This is a genomic window from Klebsiella sp. (genome assembly GCF_027492335.1).
Classification (GTDB): domain Bacteria; phylum Pseudomonadota; class Gammaproteobacteria; order Enterobacterales; family Enterobacteriaceae; genus Klebsiella; species Klebsiella huaxiensis.
This window is the reverse complement of sequence record NZ_JAPUEW010000016.1, coordinates 69,403-87,203: the sequence shown is the minus strand read 5'-3', so window position 1 is coordinate 87,203 and position 17,801 is coordinate 69,403. Positions and strand designations below refer to the sequence as shown.

18 protein-coding genes and 1 riboswitch are annotated in these 17,801 nt (G+C 54.3%); of the genes, 9 read left to right on the top strand and 9 right to left on the bottom strand.

The annotated features are described in order from the left end of the window. The first annotated feature begins 234 nt into the window (after nucleotides 1–234). Nucleotides 235–2,256, top strand: a complete 2,022-nt coding sequence (gene uvrB / locus QVF11_RS06620) for an excinuclease ABC subunit UvrB (protein ID WP_287855813.1) — start codon at nucleotides 235–237, stop codon at nucleotides 2,254–2,256. 397 nt (nucleotides 2,257–2,653) lie between these two features. Here uvrB and pmrB read toward each other — a convergent pair whose 3' ends face one another. From pmrB to yvcK, 4 genes are all read right to left on the bottom strand, one after another. After that, a complete protein-coding gene (pmrB, locus tag QVF11_RS06615; protein WP_287855811.1) occupies nucleotides 2,654–3,751 on the bottom strand; it encodes a two-component system sensor histidine kinase PmrB in 1,098 nt (365 codons plus the stop codon). A gap of 4 nt (nucleotides 3,752–3,755) precedes the next feature. Beyond that, entirely contained in the window at nucleotides 3,756–4,427 is a 672-nt protein-coding gene (gene pmrA, locus QVF11_RS06610) for a two-component system response regulator PmrA (RefSeq protein ID WP_112216965.1), read from the bottom strand. Next, on the bottom strand, nucleotides 4,424–6,067 hold the full coding sequence (gene eptA / locus QVF11_RS06605) for a phosphoethanolamine transferase EptA (RefSeq protein WP_287855808.1): 1,644 nt from the start codon (nucleotides 6,065–6,067) through the stop codon (nucleotides 4,424–4,426). Before eptA ends, pmrA begins: the two co-directional genes overlap by 4 nt. Nucleotides 6,068–6,177: 110 nt before the next feature. Then, a complete protein-coding gene (gene yvcK / locus QVF11_RS06600; RefSeq protein WP_110276771.1) occupies nucleotides 6,178–7,083 on the bottom strand; it encodes a uridine diphosphate-N-acetylglucosamine-binding protein YvcK in 906 nt (301 codons plus the stop codon). A gap of 255 nt (nucleotides 7,084–7,338) precedes the next feature. Here yvcK and QVF11_RS28605 point away from each other — a divergent pair, with 255 nt between their 5' ends. Further along, on the top strand, nucleotides 7,339–7,467 hold the full coding sequence (locus QVF11_RS28605) for a WG repeat-containing protein (protein ID WP_112216987.1): 129 nt from the start codon (nucleotides 7,339–7,341) through the stop codon (nucleotides 7,465–7,467). A 348-nt stretch (nucleotides 7,468–7,815) separates the two neighbouring features. Here QVF11_RS28605 and QVF11_RS06590 read toward each other — a convergent pair whose 3' ends face one another. Then, on the bottom strand, nucleotides 7,816–8,955 hold the full coding sequence (locus tag QVF11_RS06590; protein ID WP_287855803.1) for a hypothetical protein: 1,140 nt from the start codon (nucleotides 8,953–8,955) through the stop codon (nucleotides 7,816–7,818). A 282-nt stretch (nucleotides 8,956–9,237) separates the two neighbouring features. Further along, nucleotides 9,238–9,376: riboswitch (molybdenum cofactor riboswitch) on the top strand. Here QVF11_RS06590 and moaA point away from each other — a divergent pair. The 6 genes from moaA (at nucleotide 9,364) to QVF11_RS06560 (ending at nucleotide 12,823) form a co-directional block, all read left to right on the top strand. Further along, nucleotides 9,364–10,353, top strand: a complete 990-nt coding sequence (gene moaA / locus QVF11_RS06585; protein WP_287855801.1) for a GTP 3',8-cyclase MoaA — start codon at nucleotides 9,364–9,366, stop codon at nucleotides 10,351–10,353. It overlaps the preceding riboswitch by 13 nt. 21 nt (nucleotides 10,354–10,374) lie before the next feature. Beyond that, nucleotides 10,375–10,887, top strand: coding sequence for a molybdenum cofactor biosynthesis protein B (gene moaB, locus QVF11_RS06580; RefSeq protein WP_110276769.1), 513 nt, complete (start codon nucleotides 10,375–10,377; stop codon nucleotides 10,885–10,887). A gap of 3 nt (nucleotides 10,888–10,890) precedes the next feature. Beyond that, nucleotides 10,891–11,379 (top strand): cyclic pyranopterin monophosphate synthase MoaC, encoded by a 489-nt coding sequence (gene moaC / locus QVF11_RS06575; protein ID WP_112216970.1) that lies wholly within the window; start codon nucleotides 10,891–10,893, stop codon nucleotides 11,377–11,379. After that, nucleotides 11,372–11,620, top strand: a complete 249-nt coding sequence (moaD, locus tag QVF11_RS06570; protein WP_112216971.1) for a molybdopterin synthase sulfur carrier subunit — start codon at nucleotides 11,372–11,374, stop codon at nucleotides 11,618–11,620. The genes moaC and moaD overlap by 8 nt, the downstream gene beginning before the upstream one ends. 1 nt (nucleotide 11,621) lies before the next feature. After that, the gene (gene moaE / locus QVF11_RS06565) at nucleotides 11,622–12,074 is read left to right on the top strand and encodes a molybdopterin synthase catalytic subunit MoaE (RefSeq protein ID WP_112216972.1); all 453 of its coding nucleotides are present in this window, start codon (nucleotides 11,622–11,624) and stop codon (nucleotides 12,072–12,074) included. Between the two features lie 44 nt (nucleotides 12,075–12,118). Next, entirely contained in the window at nucleotides 12,119–12,823 is a 705-nt protein-coding gene (locus QVF11_RS06560; protein ID WP_110276765.1) for a Bax inhibitor-1/YccA family protein, read from the top strand. Nucleotides 12,824–12,926: 103 nt separating this feature from the next. On the opposite strand, the gene QVF11_RS06555 is transcribed toward QVF11_RS06560, so the two are convergent. The 3 genes from QVF11_RS06555 to QVF11_RS06545 are packed head-to-tail and all read right to left on the bottom strand — an operon-like array spanning nucleotide 12,927 to nucleotide 15,894. Further along, nucleotides 12,927–13,892, bottom strand: a complete 966-nt coding sequence (locus QVF11_RS06555; RefSeq protein WP_112216973.1) for a lysylphosphatidylglycerol synthase domain-containing protein — start codon at nucleotides 13,890–13,892, stop codon at nucleotides 12,927–12,929. Then, nucleotides 13,892–15,136: a cardiolipin synthase ClsB gene (gene clsB / locus QVF11_RS06550; RefSeq protein WP_287855796.1), complete on the bottom strand. Its 1,245-nt coding sequence runs from the start codon at nucleotides 15,134–15,136 to the stop codon at nucleotides 13,892–13,894. Before clsB ends, QVF11_RS06555 begins: the two co-directional genes overlap by 1 nt. Further along, the gene (locus QVF11_RS06545) at nucleotides 15,133–15,894 is read right to left on the bottom strand and encodes an endonuclease/exonuclease/phosphatase family protein (protein ID WP_287855794.1); all 762 of its coding nucleotides are present in this window, start codon (nucleotides 15,892–15,894) and stop codon (nucleotides 15,133–15,135) included. Before QVF11_RS06545 ends, clsB begins: the two co-directional genes overlap by 4 nt. A gap of 131 nt (nucleotides 15,895–16,025) precedes the next feature. On the opposite strand from QVF11_RS06545, the gene QVF11_RS06540 reads away from it, so the two are divergent. Then, a complete protein-coding gene (locus QVF11_RS06540) occupies nucleotides 16,026–16,463 on the top strand; it encodes a YbhQ family protein (RefSeq protein WP_112216976.1) in 438 nt (145 codons plus the stop codon). 134 nt (nucleotides 16,464–16,597) lie between these two features. Here QVF11_RS06540 and QVF11_RS06535 read toward each other — a convergent pair whose 3' ends face one another. Then, nucleotides 16,598–17,704 carry an ABC transporter permease gene (locus QVF11_RS06535; RefSeq protein WP_112216977.1) on the bottom strand — a complete coding sequence of 369 codons (1,107 nt, stop codon included), beginning with the start codon at nucleotides 17,702–17,704 and terminating at the stop codon, nucleotides 16,598–16,600. Between the last annotated feature and the right edge of the window lie 97 nt (nucleotides 17,705–17,801).

The window sequence follows — 17,801 nt, the reverse complement described above, 5'->3', positions numbered from 1 at the left end:
ATCCCCTTGCTTGACAAATGTTAAATGCCAAAAGTTTCTGGGGATAACCCTACTGATTGGTGGATTATCCCGCAAGGCGGCTTTTTTTCGTCCGCGATGGCGGTAAAAAAGACAAATCTACAGATATACGATAGTGTGGTACTGTTTTTATATCCAGTATTATTTATTGGCAAAAGTTGAACTGAAGGGTAGAATTAAACACCTGCCGTTCAACCCTTCTTCAGGTCCTGATTGATGAGTAAACCGTTCAAGCTGCATTCTGCTTTCCGTCCCTCTGGCGACCAGCCGGAAGCCATTCGTCGCCTGGAAGAGGGGCTGGAAGATGGCCTGGCGCATCAAACGCTGCTCGGCGTAACCGGTTCGGGTAAAACGTTTACCATTGCCAACGTTATTGCCGATCTCCAGCGCCCGACGATGGTGCTGGCGCCGAACAAAACCCTCGCGGCGCAGCTTTACGGCGAGATGAAAGAGTTCTTCCCGGAGAACGCGGTGGAGTACTTCGTCTCGTACTATGACTACTACCAGCCAGAAGCGTACGTACCCAGCTCTGACACCTTCATCGAGAAAGATGCTTCCGTTAACGAACATATCGAACAGATGCGTCTGTCAGCGACCAAAGCGCTACTGGAGCGTCGTGATGTGGTGGTAGTGGCATCGGTTTCCGCTATCTACGGTCTGGGCGATCCGGACCTGTACCTGAAGATGATGCTGCACCTTACGGTCGGCATGATAATCGACCAGCGCGCCATTTTACGCCGTCTGGCTGAACTGCAATATACCCGCAACGATCAGGCTTTTCAGCGCGGTACCTTCCGCGTGCGCGGCGAAGTCATTGATATATTCCCGGCGGAATCTGACGATATCGCGCTGCGCGTTGAGCTGTTCGATGAAGAAGTCGAACGTCTGTCGCTGTTCGATCCGCTGACCGGTCACGTTGAGTCAACGATCCCACGCTTCACCGTCTATCCGAAAACCCACTACGTCACCCCGCGTGAACGTATCGTCCAGGCGATGGAAGAGATTAAAGTTGAGCTGGCTGACCGGCGCAAGGTGCTGCTGGAGAACAACAAGCTGCTGGAAGAGCAGCGCCTGAGCCAGCGTACCCAGTTCGATCTCGAAATGATGAACGAACTGGGCTACTGCTCGGGGATTGAAAACTACTCGCGCTACCTGTCGGGTCGCGGGCCGGGCGAGCCGCCGCCGACGCTGTTTGACTACCTGCCGGCCGATGGCCTGCTGGTGATTGATGAGTCCCACGTCACTATTCCGCAAATCGGCGGCATGTACCGTGGGGACCGGGCGCGTAAAGAGACGCTGGTGGAATATGGCTTCCGCCTGCCGTCGGCGCTGGATAACCGCCCGCTGAAGTTTGAAGAATTTGAGGCGCTGGCGCCGCAAAGTATTTATGTCTCGGCGACGCCGGGAGCCTATGAGCTGGATAAATCCGGCGACGAGGTGGTGGACCAGGTTGTCCGTCCTACGGGGCTGCTGGATCCGGTGATTGAAGTGCGTCCGGTGGCGACTCAGGTGGACGACCTGCTCTCGGAAATTCGTATTCGCACCGCGATTAACGAGCGCGTACTGGTCACCACCCTGACCAAGCGGATGGCGGAAGATTTAACCGAGTATCTGGAAGAGCACGGTGAGCGGGTGCGCTACCTGCACTCAGATATCGACACCGTGGAACGTATGGAAATTATCCGCGACCTGCGTCTGGGCGAGTTTGACGTACTGGTCGGGATTAACCTGTTGCGTGAAGGCTTAGACATGCCGGAAGTGTCGCTGGTGGCTATTCTGGATGCCGACAAAGAGGGCTTCCTGCGCTCGGAGCGCTCGCTGATTCAGACTATTGGCCGAGCGGCGCGTAACATCAACGGTAAGGCGATTCTTTACGGCGACAGGATAACGGCGTCGATGGCCAGAGCGATTGATGAAACCGAGCGTCGTCGTGAGAAGCAGCAACGTTACAATGAAGAGCACGGTATTACGCCTACGGGACTCAATAAGAAAGTGGTTGATATTCTGGCGCTGGGTCAGAATATTGCGAAAACCAAAACCAAGGGACGCGGCAAGTTCCGCTCACCGGTTGAAGCTGATGCGGTGGAACTGACCCTGACGCCGAAAGCGCTACAGCAGAAAATTCGCGAGCTGGAAGGGCAGATGATGCAGCATGCGCAAAACCTGGAGTTCGAAGAGGCGGCGCAAATTCGCGACCAGCTTCATCAGCTGCGCGATCTGTTTATCGCTGCGTCGTAGCCGTTTGCGAAATAGAGGCTGGGGCGTGCTTAGCTGGACCTGATGCATTGGTTTGACGTCTCCACAGGCTAAGGGGTCACACCCGTCTGCGGGCCGGTAGCCCGGACAGATGCGCAGCATCGCCTCCGGGAAATGAGCCGGATCAGATGCCTGCGCGTGGCTTCATCCCGGGGGCGGCGCTTGACGCGCCTTGCCCGGGCTACGGGTTTATAGCCGTCTGCGGCCCGGGATTTTCAGTCACGGGTTCAATCCCGTTTTTCCGTGGTCCTTAATGTTGGCTTAATATTGTTCGGCGAAACTATCCTCAATCTACTGAGGATAGCGTCATGCAAAAATTAACCTTCCGCGAATACCTGGCAGTTACCTGCGCCTTTGTAATTGTCGTTGCCTTCTTCCATCAGTGGGTGCTGACGTTCTGACGGGACGTTTTAGGGAAGAGCACCCAGGCGCGAACTCCTGGGCCGGGTTGACGGTTATGTAAAAAGAACTGGGCATCGTGTAACTGGGCGATGCGGGTTACGATACTGAGCCCCAGACCAATACCACCGTAGCGGCTGTCCATGCGCACAAACGCTTTGCTCAATTCACCGCTTTTTGCTTCATCAATTCCCGGACCTTCATCTTCCACCGCCAGAATTGACGTCAGGCCAGGCTTTATCGACACGCGAATCGTCGACCCCGCAGGGCTGTAACGATGCGCGTTTTCCACCAGGTTACGTAAAATCACCCGCACCAGCGTAGCGTCGCCTGACACAATCGCCTCACCACTTCCTTCATCAAGCACCAGCTTCTGTTGCCGCTGTGCCAGCATCGCCTGTAGCTCATCTTGTAGCGGTTCGACAACATCCTCTTTCAGCGCCACCTGCTGATAGCTCCCGGCGGAAAATGACTGACCGACGCGCGCCAGCTGAAGCAATTGATTGATGCTGTTGGTCATTTGATCGAGCCGCTGAATCAGCGGGTCTACGCTGACGCTATGGACTTTTGCCAGCAGCTCCAGATGCAGACGCAGCCCGGCAAGCGGCGTGCGCAGCTCATGGGCGACGTCGGCGGTAAACAGACGTTCGCGATCGAGGGTTAAATTCAGGCGGGAGACCAGCTGATTAATCGCGGTGGTGACTGCAGTAACTTCCGGTACCGATTCTTTCAGGGCGATTGGCTGCAAATTATCCGGGGTGCGGCTTTCCAGCTCCTGCTGGAGGTTGGAAAGCGGTTTGGTGATTTTTTTCACTGCGAGCAGAGAGATATATAGCGCCAGGCCGATAATCAGCAGACTTGGGATCAACAGGCTGGCGACCGCTTCACGGACTTCATGCTCAACATGCTTTTGGTTGTTATGCCCCTCAATGGCGCTAGCAACCAGTAACTGAACCTGTTCTTTGCTCTCATGCCACAGCCAGAATACGCTGATTAACTGACACACCACCAGAATGGTGCCAATAGTCAGCAGCAGCCGGTGGCGCATGGTCCAGTTTTCACTCACAAACAGAGCCATAGCGTTATTCCGTCTCCCCATTATTAACCAGCATATAGCCAAAGCCCCGGACGGTGCGGATCCGCGCTTTACCCACCTTATCGCGCAGATTGTGGATATGCACCTCCAGGGTGTTGGTAGCCGGTTCGTTATCCCAACTGTAAATATCGTTGTAGAGAATTTCGCGGTGCACCGGGCTGCCCGCTTTCATCATCAGGCGGGAGAGCAAGGCGTACTCTTTCGGCGTTAAATCGAGGGACTGCTCGCCGAGCCAGACCAGACGGCGGGTAACGTTCAGGCGCAGATTGCCGATAGTCAGTTCGTTGTCTCCCTGATTGTTATGACGACGCAGCAAGGCGCGAATGCGCGCGTTCAGCTCTTCCAGGGCAAACGGTTTAACCAGGTAGTCATCCGCGCCGGTATCCAGGCCACTGATGCGGTCATCAACGGTATCGCGGGCGGTAAGGATCAGCACCGGCTGGCTAAACTTCTCCCGGCGCATGCGCGCCAGGAAATGCAGGCCGTCTTCATCCGGCAGGCCCAGGTCGAGCACCACCAGACTGTAGTGATTGCTGGCCAGAGAGAGCGCCGCTTCATGAGCAGTAGACACGCCGTCGCAAACGTAGCCCTCGCTTTGCATTGCCAGAATTAATCCTTGTAACAGGAGCGCATCGTCTTCAATGACTAAAATTTTCATCGGCCTGCCTCTCTACATGGCGTTAAAATATCGTCTGTTGCCTGGTACTCGTGGGTGCTGACTCCGAGCAGACCGAGCAGGGTGGAGAAGAGATTATCCTGCGAATACGGTTGTGTTTTCGCTTTTTGCTGCAAACACTGTCCGGATACGCCATAGCGCTGTTGATAATCCGGCGACAGCCACAGCAGCATCGGCACATGCTTTTGCGTATCCGGCGCGATGGACCACGGCAGCCCGTGTAAATAAACACCATCTTCGCCCAGCGACTCGCCGTGATCTGAGAGATACACCAGGCTGGTGGTAAATTTATCCTGCTTCGACTGCAATAATTTTATCGCTTTATCGACCACATAATCGACATACAAAATCGTATTGTCGTAGGTATTGGTGAGCTGCTGCTGAGTGCAACCCTGTATCTCATTGGTGTCGCAGGTCGGTGTGAACTGCTTAAACTGCGGCGGATAGCGATTGTAATAGGTCGGACCGTGGCTGCCGATAGTATGCAGAACGATAATCCCGTCCTGTTGCAAACCGTCGATGTAGCTCTCCAGGTTATGGAATAACACTTCATCGTAGCACTCGCCGTCGATGCACTGACCGCTCAGATTGAGATTGGTTACGTTCTGGTGCGGAACCCGGTCGCAGGCCCCTTTGCAGCCGCCATCGTTGTCGCTCCACAGTACCTTGACTCCTGCGCGTTGCAGGATATCCAGTGCTCCTTCCTGATGCTGTGCCAATTCTTCATCATAGTGGGCACGCGGCATATTAGAGAACATGCACGGCACGGAAACTGCCGTGGCGGTGCCGCAGGAGGTGGTATTCGGGAAATAAACCACATTATCTTGCTTCAGGCGCGGGTTGGTTTCGCGGGAATAGCCGTTGAGCGAAAAATTCGCCGCTCTTGAGGTTTCGCCTAACACAACAATGGTCAGGTTTTTCTTCGCTCCGTTGCGCATTTCCGGCTTCTGCACGGCGTCTTCGCCAATTTTTACCAGAGGCAGATTGGCCATTCTGTTATGTGCATACCAGGAATTCATCGCCACAATACTGTTCGACGGACTCAAAGATTTCACCAGCTCTTTGTTATTGCGAAACACCGAGGCGTAATCTTTATAAAACAGCGCGGCGACCAGAATAATCAACAGTGCTGAAACCACGATGTTGAGCAGGCGCACGGCGACGCCGCGCCATAACGTTTGCGGTTTACGAATTTTAACCCACCAGACGACAGCTACCGCCAGAACCCCGGAAAGGCCGAGTATCAGAACCATTTTGCTGGAGAGCAGGGCGAAACTTTCGGCGGGGGTGGTATCGAAAATATTGGTGATCATTCCCCGGTCTATCACCACGCCGAAGGTCCAGATAAAATACTGAGCCGAAGCGCTCAGCAAGATAAACAGGCTAATCACCAGACGGTCAAGCTTCAGGAACGAGGCGATGGTGGTAATGATGTTCATCACGCTAATTGCCACTATCGGCATGCTGAGGAACACCAGCCAGTTGTGCAGGCCGTTGACCGGCAGCAGGGTAAACACCTGACGATAGAAGGCGAGATTCAGTACCAGCCCAATATAGCAGGCAAACAGAATCAGATAGGTTGTACGGCTAACCACCGGCCGACGTAAAGAAAATAGTGACATAGCGACGTCCACATAAAGAGATGGTCGCTATGTTGCCGATGTTTTTTTAAGACAACCTTAAGATTTTAAGCCTGGCTGGATTGGTGGCCAGAATAACGCTGCTTTGAGAATTAGCCTAATGCCTGAATCGCTTTTTCCAGCGCGCTGCGTAATAGTTGCCGATCGTGGCGATAAGGGACATCGCTGGCGTCCAGCGGCGTCTGGATAATCACCCGATGCTCAATACCTGTGATGTCCGCTTTCGGGCCAATCACTAACGCGTCAATCACCCGCTTGCCGATATGTTGCTCCATAATGGCCACCCGGTCCGCCAGCGCCAGGCTGGCGGCAGGGCTATGTTCTTTACCGAGGTTATCGATAAACACCATCGGTGCGGGCGTGCGGCGCAGCGCTTGCGCCATCTCATCGAGCAAGATAATGGGCATCAGGCTGGTATAGAAGCTACCTGGTCCGATAAGGATTAAATCGGCTTCGGCAATAGCCTCTATCGCTTCGCGAGTGGTGGGAACCGGTGGGGAGAGCATCAATTCGCGCGGCACGCAGGCGAGTTGGTCAATATTCACTTCGCCGTAGACTTCATGCCCTTCGTGGTCAATCGCCATCAGGTCGACCGGTTGTTCCGACATGGGAATCAGCAGAGCGTCGACTTTAAGCAGATTTCTGATCAAATTGATCGCTTCAAGAGGCCGCACGCTCAGGTGATCCAACGCCTTTAACATCAGATTTCCGAGGTTATGTCCGGAAAGTTCCCCGTTACCGCTAAAACGATATTCAAACATTGCCGACGCTACGCTGGGTTCGGCAATAAGCTGATTAATGCAGTTACGCATATCTCCCCAGGCGATGCCACCTTCCGCGCGGCGAATTCGCCCCGTGGAACCACCGTTATCAGTGGTGGTGACAATGCCGGTCAGGCGTGAGCCAAGGGAGGAGAGTGATGACATTACCCGGCCCAGCCCATGTCCGCCGCCCAGAGCCACTACGCGATCAAGATCGGCGAAAGTACGATTGCGCATAAAAATCCCTTCATATCAATTAATCGGGCTCACAGTAACCGATCTTTTCTTAAAAAACGATGCTCGGCCTCTGACATCTATTGTGTAGCACGCTCTGGACATGGCTATTTGCTAAAAGAGGGGGTGTCACACAGTGATAATATTAGCCGGCAATTTAGCCATCCATTCACCGTATTTGCCCGGTGCGAGTTAATTCCCTGCCGCCTGGCGACAGAAACTCCCCTGTATTTGCAACCGAGATAATCTGAGTTAAGTATCGCTCCTTTTTCTGATGAATCAGGTCAGTACGGGCTGATTGATAAGCGTGGGGGTTGGGTTGTCGAGCCTGTTTACGATCTTATTTCTCGCTATGATGCCAGCGGCTTTTGTTGTGCTCAGCGCTGACAGGGTCGAAAAGGATGACATAAAGTTTGGTGCAATTATCACGCTTGCTGAAGTCTATTACGCAGAAAATGAGTGGGGAGAGTATGAGTTTCTGGAGTCTGACTACGCCGATAACATCAAAAAGCATTATCAGGATTTAAAGACGCGCCTGACTCTGCTGTTCGGTGCGCCTGTTGATGAATGGGAAGGACATTACTGCAAATGGCGGCTGGCGAAACGCCGGGGGCTGTTAACACTACAACACTACCTTGAATACGGCGGCGACTTTGAAAAGCAGGTGGTGCTGTAGATCGACGATAATGACGCAGGATGACAAGGTCTGCCAGGCCTTGTCATAAATCAACGATGCTAGCCCGCATAGCTGACGCTCTTCAGACGAAGCATGTTGTTGAGCAGCACAAATTCGAAATTGGTTGAATGCTCGCAAAGCTCCGACAGGCCGGGCAACTGTTTGTTCGATCCGCTTCCGAAACCAGCAAACAGCCCGTCATCAGTAAATTCAGCTCTGGCAACGGCATCACAGGTGCCATTCACAAAATGTTTCTGGCCGTTTTCCTCGTAATAATAGCGATTTTCATCGCTGCCGTCGGCGGGGTGATAGTTCCGACTTTGTTCCTTTGCCGATAATGCATTATCCCGATACTCCTTGATGGTCAGCGTCAGCACATCGGATGGGATCGAACTCAATTTCCTCATTTCTTGCAGTATATCTGCCGAATGTTTATCAAATATCGCCTCGGTGATTGCCTCGGGAGGGTTGTCATCCTGCTCGGGCCAGAACGCTGGCCATTCCCACTGAAGAGGAAAAACGATAAAAGACTTCACTGCGGCGATATTTTTCGTCTTCAGCGCTTGCTGGAACAGCTGGAATTGCCTCAGGACCTCACGTTTCTGCTGGGTACTAAGCTCAGCGTTTTTTATGGGGTTTGCCGCAACGGAATGTTGTGTTCTGAACGCTCTGCAACGTGCCGCCAGATCGTCAAAAGGCTGGCCCTCCTCAGGAGATTCCAGTCCGGCATAAACCTCACAGGGTAGAGTGAGGTCAGCATCGTTGAAATACCACCAGGGCGGTTCTGACGCACAGATCGTCATCTCTTTTACGCGCCATTGCCCGGCGGTTTTATTCAGGATGACCCACAGCATTTTATCAAGGTCGGCATCGCAATCTTTCGCTTGTAACCAGTCGAGCTTTTGCCCCTCAGATGCGACGATGTCCCCGACCAGAATGGCCCATTCGTTGCTGATATTTAAGCGATCGACTTTTATACGTACCGCCTGTCCGGCCTGGCTTGCAGCCTGTGGACGAAGGGCGTCCAGAATGGCTTTTCTTTCCGTGCTCTCAATCAGTTTCGCTGAGGACAAAATAAGCTTGCTGTTGTCATGGCCGGTTTCGGCATGCGCAAGTTTGCCGGTACACGGCTCGGCGGCGAAGATGGAACCGCTGCAAAGCGTGAGCATGGCCAGGATAACGTGAAGAGATCGGTTCATCGTAGTGTTACGTCCTTTGTAGACCGATTGTTAACTGTTAACTTATTATTTTCATTGAATAAGTCTCTTTCCTTGCTTCTGCGGCGAGAATATCACTTTTTGCTGGGTAACCATAAAATACCTGACGGTTTTGTGTCGGGTGGAGGGCGAATAGCAGAACGAGGGATTACGCTGTGTTCTCACTAACTTAGCGTAAAAAAAGCTATATATATCCGCTATATACATCATTACATAACGAAATGTGGGTATGGCGAAACCATACTTAACGCGCTACTATTTGGTGTAACCCACTAACACTCTAGCCTCTGTGCCTGTGTCGCAAGATATGGTGCTTTGGCCGTGACAGCCCCGGTTGTCGCCAGGGCGCGGAAAGAAATGACCGCGTCTCCCGTATTTGGAAAGGTGTCTATGGCTTCACAGCTTACCGATGCATTTGCGCGGAAGTTTTACTATCTGCGCCTGTCTATTACCGACGTGTGTAACTTTCGTTGCACCTACTGTCTGCCCGATGGCTACAAGCCTGGCGCCGTCACCAATAAAGGCTTTCTCTGCGTCGATGAAGTTCGTCGCGTCACGCGTGCATTTTCAGCACTCGGCACGGAAAAGGTGCGCCTGACCGGTGGTGAACCTTCGCTACGTCGTGATTTTACCGATATCATCGCCGCCGTGCGGGAAAACCCCTCTATTCGTCAGATTGCGGTGACCACCAACGGCTACCGGCTGGCGCGCGATGTTGAAAACTGGCGCGAGGCTGGACTGACGGCGATTAACGTCAGCGTGGATAGCCTCGACGCTCGCCAGTTTCACGCCATTACCGGCCAGGATAAATTTCGCCAGGTAATGGACGGCATCGATGCCGCTTTTGCTGCTGGCTTTGAGAAAGTTAAAGTCAACACCGTGCTGATGCGCGACGTTAACCATCACCAGCTCGACACCTTTCTGGCGTGGATCCAACCGCGCCGCATTCAACTGCGTTTTATTGAACTGATGGAAACCGGCGAGGGTAGCGACCTGTTCCGCCGCCATCATATCTCAGGCATGGTGCTGCGCGACGAGCTACTGCGCCGCGGCTGGATCCATCAGATCCGCCAGCGTAGCGACGGCCCGGCGCAGGTCTTTTGCCATCCGGATTATGCCGGTGAAATCGGCCTGATCATGCCGTATGAGAAAGATTTTTGCGCCACCTGCAACCGTCTGCGCGTCTCTTCCGTTGGCAAACTGCACCTGTGCCTGTTTGGCGAAGGTGGCGTTGATCTGCGCGATCTGCTCGCTGAAGAAGAGCAGCAGGCCGAGCTGGAAACACGCATTTCCGAAGCGTTAACGCATAAAAAACAAACCCATTTCCTGCATCAGGGCAACACCGGTATTACGCAGAACCTGTCGTATATTGGCGGATAATTCATTTTAAGGAGCGAACAGATGAGTCAGGCCAGCGCTGAGTTTATCCCGACCCGTATTGCAATTCTTACCGTTTCAAATCGACGTGGCGAAGAGGACGATACCTCCGGCCACTGGCTGCGTGATGCGGCGCAGGAAGCGGGGCACACCGTCGTCGATAAGGCGATAGTTAAAGAGAACCGTTATGCTATTCGCGCCCAGGTCTCGGCGTGGATCGCCAGCGATGACGTGCAGGTGGTGTTGATCACCGGCGGCACCGGTTTTACCGAGGGCGATCAGGCGCCGGAAGCGCTGCTGCCGCTGTTTGACCGCGAAGTTGAAGGCTTCGGCGAAGTGTTCCGCATGCTCTCTTTTGAAGAGATCGGTACTTCGACGCTGCAATCCCGTGCGGTTGCTGGGGTGGCGAACCGCACGCTGATTTTTGCGATGCCGGGCTCAACCAAAGCCTGTCATACCGCATGGGACAATATTATTGCGCCGCAACTCGATGCGCGCACTCGTCCTTGCAATTTCATCTCTCATCTTAAGAAGTAATTTATGTCGCAACTGACCCATATTAACGCCGCGGGCGAAGCGCACATGGTTGATGTCTCCGCAAAAGCGGAGACGGTTCGCGAAGCGCGCGCCGAGGCCTACGTTGAGATGCAGGCTACGACGCTTGCCATGATTATCGACGGCAGCCATCACAAAGGCGACGTTTTCGCCACCGCGCGAATCGCCGGGATCCAGGCGGCAAAACGCACCTGGGAGCTGATCCCGTTGTGCCACCCGCTGATGTTGAGCAAAGTTGAAGTCAATCTACAGGCGCAGCCGGAACATAACCGGGTACGCATCGAATCCTTGTGCCGTTTGACCGGTAAAACTGGCGTGGAAATGGAAGCGTTGACTGCCGCTTCCGTCGCCGCGCTGACGATTTACGATATGTGCAAAGCGGTGCAGAAAGATATGGTGATTGGCCCGGTGCGCCTGCTGGCGAAGAGCGGCGGCAAGTCCGGCGATTTCAGAGTGGAAGATACCCATGATTAACGTTCTATTTTTTGCTCAGGTGCGCGAACTGCTCGGCACTGATTCCCTGACTCTCGAGCCGAATGGGCTTTCCACGGTTGAAGCCGTTCGCCAACAGTTGGTTACGCGTGGCGACCGCTGGGCGCTGGCACTGGAAGAGGGTAAGCTGCTGGCGGCGGTGAATCAGACGCTGACCTCGTTTGATCATCCGCTGGTAGCCGGTGATGAAGTGGCATTCTTCCCACCGGTTACCGGAGGCTAAGATGACGCAAACCCGCATTGTGGTCGGCCATGAGCGTTTTAAGGTCGGCGATGAATACCCCTGGCTTGCCGAACGCGATGAAGACGGCGCGGTGGTGACGTTTACCGGCAAAGTGCGCAACCATAACCTGGGCGATAGCGTGAAAGCGTTAACCCTTGAGCATTATCCGGGGATGACTGAAAAGTCGTTGGCGGAGATTGTCGAACTGGCGCGCGAGCGCTGGCCGCTGGGGCGGGTAACGGTGATTCACCGTATCGGGGAGATGTGGCCCGGTGAAGAAATTGTCTTTGTCGGCGTCACTAGCGCCCATCGCAGCAGCGCGTTTGCGGCCGGGGAATTCATTATGGATTATCTGAAAACTCGAGCCCCGTTCTGGAAGCGTGAAGCAACGCCGGAAGGGGAGCGCTGGGTCGATGCGCGGGATAGCGACAGACAGGCGGCAGAACGCTGGTAGTGTGGTACGCTTAGAGGATAAATTTCGTTAATCAGGAGATAGTCATGGACAGATACCCTCGTTCCGATTCAATCGTGCAGGGCCGCAGCGGCCTGCAAACTTATATGGCGCAGGTTTATGGCTGGATGACGGTCGGGCTGCTGCTCACTGCGTTTATCGCGTGGTTTGCCGCTAATACCCCAGCGGTCATGATGTTTGTGTTTTCCAGCAAAATCACCTTTTACGGGTTGATTATCGCACAGCTGGGGCTGGTCTTCGTGCTCTCTGGCATGGTGCAACGGCTTAGCGCCGGGATGGCGACGACGCTGTTTATGCTCTATTCGGCGCTAACTGGATTAACGCTATCGAGCATTTTCATCGTCTATACCTACTCGTCAATCGCCAGCACTTTTGTGGTCGCAGGCGGCATGTTTGGCGCGATGAGCCTCTACGGTTATACCACCAAACGCGATCTCAGCGGCTTCGGCAATATGCTGTTTATGGGGCTGATTGGTATTTTACTGGCATCACTGGTGAATTTCTGGCTGAAGAGCGAAGCGCTGATGTGGGCAGTGACCTATATCGGGGTCGTCATCTTCGTCGGCTTAACCGCTTATGACACCCAGAAGCTGAAAAACATTGGCGAGCAGATTGATGTTCGTGATGCGTCAATGCTGCGTAAATACTCGATTCTTGGCGCTCTGACGCTGTATCTGGACTTTATCAACCTGTTCCTGATGCTGCTGCGTATTTTCGGCAACCGCCGCTAAACCCTTCCCGGATGACGGCGCGATGCGCCTTATCCGGGCTACCAAACCGCAGATAACGGTTAACCTGTAGCCCGGTCAGCGCAGCGCCACCGGGGAATCTTCACTACTCTCCCGCCAGCTTACGCTCATTTTTTGCCCGCAGATGCTTCGCCCGACTCTCCAGAATCAGGTAGCCGATGGTCGCCAGCAGCAGCGGCAGGAAGTAGTACAGCGCACGGTAGGCAAGCAGGGCGGCAATAATCGCGCCGCGTGAAATTTCTTCCCCGGAAAGCATCGCGATAAACACCGCCTCAAGAACGCCGATGCCAGCAGGAATATGCACGATAACGCCGGCAATACTGCTCACCAACAGCACCCCGAGCACGAGGAAGTAGTCAACCTGCTGGCCTAACAGCAGCCATATTATTGCCCCCATCGCCATCCAATTCAGGGTGGAAACTGCCATCTGCAACAGCGCGAATCGCCAGGAAGGCAGCACCAGGCGCTGGCCTTTTATCGTCAGATGACGCTTTTTAGCAAAAGCGCAGGCCCACAGATAAAACGCGGAAATCAGCAGCAAAACGATGCCCAGAATTTGCAGCGATTGCTGGCTGATATACCAGCGTTCGGGGACTTGTACCATTCCAGCGCTAAAGATGATGCCGCCGAGCAGAATATAGCCCAGCCAGTTGGTGGTGATGCTCAGCGAAAAGATGCGGGTAATGGTTCCACCGCTTAGGCCCAGACGCGAGTAGAGCCGGTAGCGCATGCCGATACCGCCCACCCAGGTGCTCAGCGTCAGGTTAAAGGCGTAGCAAATAAATGACACCAGCATCACCTGGCGCTTTGCCAGCTTGTGGCCGCAATACACGCGCCCGAGCAGGTCATAACAGCCATAAATCAGGTAGCTGGCGATAACCAGTCCTGTCGCGCTCAGCAACGCCGTGCGGTTATAGTCGCGAATAACTTTCCAGACTTCCTGCCAGTCAATTTTTTGTGCGTAGACCACCAGCAGCGCCGCGACGGCGATAAAAAACAGCAGCGTGAGGGTTTTTTTCACCATTCGCCAGCGTGGGTGTGATTTCGCCATCAGGATTTCACCTCCTGATTTTCCGGCTCCACGCGATCCTGCGTTTCTATTTCTGGCTGCACTGGTGGCTGAACCCGCGACAGTATCGGCGTATGGGCAGGCAGCCAGCCCACCCAGGCAGGAAAGTGGCGCAGGAAGTGGAATGCCAGCACGCTGATGCCGAGCCGCCACCAGGTCCGTTTCGACAAAATACTCTTATCGACCTGGCGGCAGTCGTTGGCAATGAGTCCGTTAAGATTATCGCGCAATGTCTGGTTGAACTCGCGGTCGTGGATAACCAGGTTAGCTTCCAGATTCAGCGACAGGCTGAGCGGGTCGAGGTTGCTGGAGCCGACGGTGGCCCAGTGGTCGTCCGCCAGCGCGACTTTGCCGTGCAGCGGGCGGCGGCGATATTCGAAAATCTGCACGCCGCCTTTGACCAGATAGTGATAGAGCAGGCGCGCGCCGAATTTGACAATTGGGATATCCGGTTCGCCCTGAACGATTAATTTGACGCTAACGCCGCGGCGGGCGGCGTTGCGCATGGCGTGCAGCAGCCGATAGCCTGGAAAGAAGTAGGCGTTGGCGATAATCACTTCCCGGCGCGCGCTGGTCAGCATCTTCAGATAGTGGCGTTCGATATCGTCGCGGTGCTCCCGGTTATCCCGCCAGATAAATAGCGCCTGGGCTTCGCCGGGATTACGGTTGATTTCAGGCTTATGTCGACGACGATGCCACCAGCGGCGCGTGGCTTCGCTAGTGGGCAGGTTTTCAAGTTCAAATTGCAGGATATCGAGCACCACCGGGCCCTCAACCTGAACGGCGTAATCCTGTTTGGCCTCCGGGCCGTAGTCGGTCATATGCTCAGCGGAGTAGTTAATGCCGCCGACAAAGGCAGTAACGTCGTCGATAACGACGATTTTTCGGTGCATCCGGCGAAACAGGTTGGTGCGCATACCGAGAAGGCGCGGGCGCGGATCGTAGTAGCGGAAAATGACCCCCGCCGAGGTTAGCTCGCCGACAAAATCGTCGCTTAAATCGGGCGAGCCGTAACCGTCCAGCAGCACTTCAACGCGCACCCCGCGCTGGGCGGCTTTCAGCAACACGGTATGGAGCTGCCTGCCAACGTCATCCTCAAACCAGATAAAAGATTCAAGAATGACCCGCTGCTGTGCGCGGCCAATCGCGGAAAAGACCGCCGGATAATAATTGTCGCCGTTTTCTAATAGCTGAATGCGGTTTCCTTCCTGCCAGCTGCATTTCACAGATGTATCTCCACGCTAAGCGGTGCATGATCGGACAAATGACGCCACTGTTTCAGGGCTAGCGTCTTCGGCTGGCTGGCGTGCGCATTTTTGACGTAGATGCGATCGAGGCGCAGCAGCGGGAAGTTGACCGGGAAAGTACGCACCGGGCGCCCTCTGGCGCGGGTGAATATCTCTTCCAGCCCGGCCTGGGCCTTTAGCTGCCGGTTAGCCTGCTGTCGCCAGTCGTTGAAATCACCCGCGACCACCACCGGGTCGCCCGCAGGCAAACTGTTCACCCAATCCGCCAGCATGATCATCTGAGCATGGCGCTGATTCGCGCGCAGTCCCAAGTGCACGCAAATCAGATGAAGAGTTATCTCGCTTTCTGGCGGCACGATGCGGCAGTAGAGCAGACCGCGTTTTTCACTATCGCCGACGGATACATCAAGATTCTGGTAATGCGCGATGGGAAAACGTGAGAGCACCGCATTGCCATGATGCCCTTGTGGGTAGACCGCGTTACGCCCGTAGGCGAAATCGTTCCATATCGTGTCGGCAAGGAATTCATAGTGTGGGGTCTCCGGCCAGTTCTTAATATTCAGCGGGTGAATTTCATGCGCCCCCATCACCTCCTGCAGACAAACGATATCGGCATTGACGCTGCGTACTGCTTCGCGCAATTCAGGCAAAATAAAGCGGCGATTAAACGCATTAAAGCCTTTATGGGTGTTAATTGTTAACACGTTCAACGAAAATCGCGGCGTTTGTTCGTCCATATTTCTCCAGTCAATGTCACTTTCCTGAATGAAATAGTGTAGTAGAGGTCACAAAAAGATGCGGTGATACGGAATTTTCCGTAAAGTGCGGTACTCTGAGTAGCAGAGAAAAATCCTTCAGGAGAGAAGCCATGAAGTGGCAACAACGTGTACGCGTCGCAACGGGTCTTAGTTGCTGGCAGATTATGTTGCATCTACTGGTCGTGGCAGTACTGGTGATGGGTTGGATGAGCGGCGCGCTGGTTCGCGTCGGATTAGGTTTGTGCGTGCTGTACGGCGTCACGTTACTGTCGATGCTGTTTTTGCAGCGTCATCACGAAGAGCGCTGGCGTGATGTGGGTGATTTCCTTGAAGAACTCACCACCACATGGTACTTCGGTGCGGCGGTTATCGCGCTATGGCTGTTGTCGCGCGTGCTGCACAATAACCTGCTGCTGGCCCTCGCCGGGCTGGTGATACTGGCAGGCCCGGCAGTGGTTTCGTTGCTGGCGAAAGATAAAAACGGATACCCTAAATCGTTCGGGCTACAACAAGGCGGCAACGCAGCGAATCCCCAGAAGCATAGATAACTATGTGACTGGGGTGAGTGACAAATCTGCCGGGAGCAGATTTGAACGCTGCCTGGAGCGGCCCCGAAGGGGCGAGGCCCAGGGATGGGCCGAGTAATAAGCCAACGCAGTTGTGGCTTGAACGATGACGGGTATTACGCGATCTTTCTGCGGAACATCGCGTATGCCGCTGAGCCGGTAGTGGCCGCTATGACCAATAGCGGCCACAAACTTCCCCACACAATCTCCAGACTCGCATCCTTCAGATAGATTTGCTTAGTGATATCGGTAAAGTGACGAATGGGGTTAATCCAGGTCACGTCCTGAAGCCATTGCGGCATATTCTCTACCGGTGATACGTAGCCGGAAAGCAGGATCGCCGGCATCATAAAGACGAACACGCCGATAAACGCCTGCTGCTGCGTCGAGCACAGCGACGAAATCAACAGCCCGAATCCTACCAGCGATAAGCCATAAACAACCATCGTGAAGTAAAACAGCAGTAGCGATCCAGCAAAAGGAATTTGATAGGCCCAGATGCCAACCCCCAATACGATGGTCGCCTGCAGAGTGGCGACAATCAGCGCCGGGACCGCTTTGCCAATAAAAATCTGCCAGGTCGCCAGCGGCGAAACCAGCAACTGATCGAGAGTCCCCTGTTCACGCTCGCGGGCAACGGAAAGTGACGTAACGATCATCACGCCGATGGTGGTGATCATGGCGATCAGCGACGGCACCACGAACCATTTATAGTCGAGGTTCGGGTTATACCAGTTGCGCACCACCAGCTCGCTGTTGTTCGGCTTCGCTTTACCTTCCAGTAGGTCCTGCTGATAGTTTTTAACGATCTGCTGGAGGTAATTGGCGGCAATCTGCGCGCTGTTGGAGTTACGTCCGTCGAGCAAAAGCTGGAGCGGGGCGGTCTGGTTAGTGTCGAGGTTACGTGAGAAATCTGCCGGAAAGCGCACGACCAGCAGCGCTTTTTGTTCATCGATGGTGGGCCTTATCTCCTGCGGGCTTTTCAGCAGCAGGACATGGGTGAAGGCTTTGGCTCGGGCAAAGCGCTGGGTCAGTTCTACCGCGTGCTTACCATTATCTTCGTTGTAGATGGCAATCGTGGCGTTGGTCACTTCCAGGGTTGCCGCGAAGGGGAACAGCAGCACCTGAATCAGCACCGGCATAATCAAAATCGCCCGCGTCTGCGGTTCGCGCAACAGCGATTGCAGCTCTTTGCGGATTAGTGTCCATAAGCGATGAAACATATCTATTCTCTCTTTGTGATCCCCGGAGGCGGTGCTGGCGCACCTGTCCGGGCTACAAATTCAAACCCGTGCGGCCCTGGTAGCCCGGGCAAGGCGC